The 911-nt window shown below is 74.1% G+C and carries 1 pseudogene; it reads left to right on the top strand.

Features of this window, described 5'->3' with window-relative positions:
• Window positions 1-910: pseudogene (locus tag AB0G02_RS36835) on the top strand (hypothetical protein); the annotation flags it as partial.
• Window position 911: the final 1 nt, after the last annotated feature.

Here is a 911-nt window from a genome sequence, read left to right as displayed (position 1 = left end):
GCCGGACCTGCCCCCGCTGGGCACCGGTGACATCGGGTCGCTGCGGACCGTGCGGCAGGTCGCCGAGCGGTTCAGCACCGCCGCACCCCGACGGGCCGGCCGCACCCCGGCCGCCACGCGGACGAGCACCGCGACCGGTGACACCGCAGAGGAGGGCGACCCAGCCCGACCACTGACGCGGCTCACCTCCCGGCGAGTGCCGGCTCCCGCACCGGGATTGGCACTCGGTGGGCTGCACCGACACCCCGTCACGATCGTCGAGGGTGCCGGCGACTTGGGAAACGAACTGGCCGAGGCGTTGAGGCAGCGGGGCGTCGACGCGACGGCGTCCGCCACCCGAGCGCACGACGCCCGATCCGTGCTCCACCTGGCCGGCCTGGCCGATCCCGCCACGGTGGACGAGGCGCTGGCCGTGCAGCGCACCGTGTTCGAGGCGGCACGCCGGTTCGCCGGCACACCGGGTGACGGCGTGTTCGTGGTGGTCCTGGACTCCGGCGACGACCCCGCCGCACCTCGGGCGCTGCTGGACGGGCTGGCCGCGCTGGCACGGACGCTGGACCTCGAGTGGCCGGAGGTGTCGGTCAAGGCCGTCGACTGCGGCCATCGCGACGCAGCCGCGCTCGCCGACGAACTGTGCCGGGGCGGTGCGGACCGCGACGTCACGCTGCACGCCGACGGCACCCGACTACGACGCGAACTGGTCCTCGCCACTGCCACCACCGGCCCGCCCGTTGTCGACGAACAATCCGTCGTCGTGATCACCGGTGGGGCACGAGGGATCACCGCGACGGTGGCGCTGGAACTGGCGCAGGCGTGCCGGCCGAGACTGGCGCTGTTCGGTCGTTCACCGCTGCTCGCCGAGGACGACGAACTGGCCGCCACACCGGACCCGGGCGTGGGTGGACTTTGAG

The organism is Actinosynnema sp. NPDC023658 (assembly GCF_040639995.1).
Lineage (GTDB): Bacteria > Actinomycetota > Actinomycetes > Mycobacteriales > Pseudonocardiaceae > Actinosynnema.
This window is presented reverse-complemented; position numbering and strand designations above follow the sequence as displayed.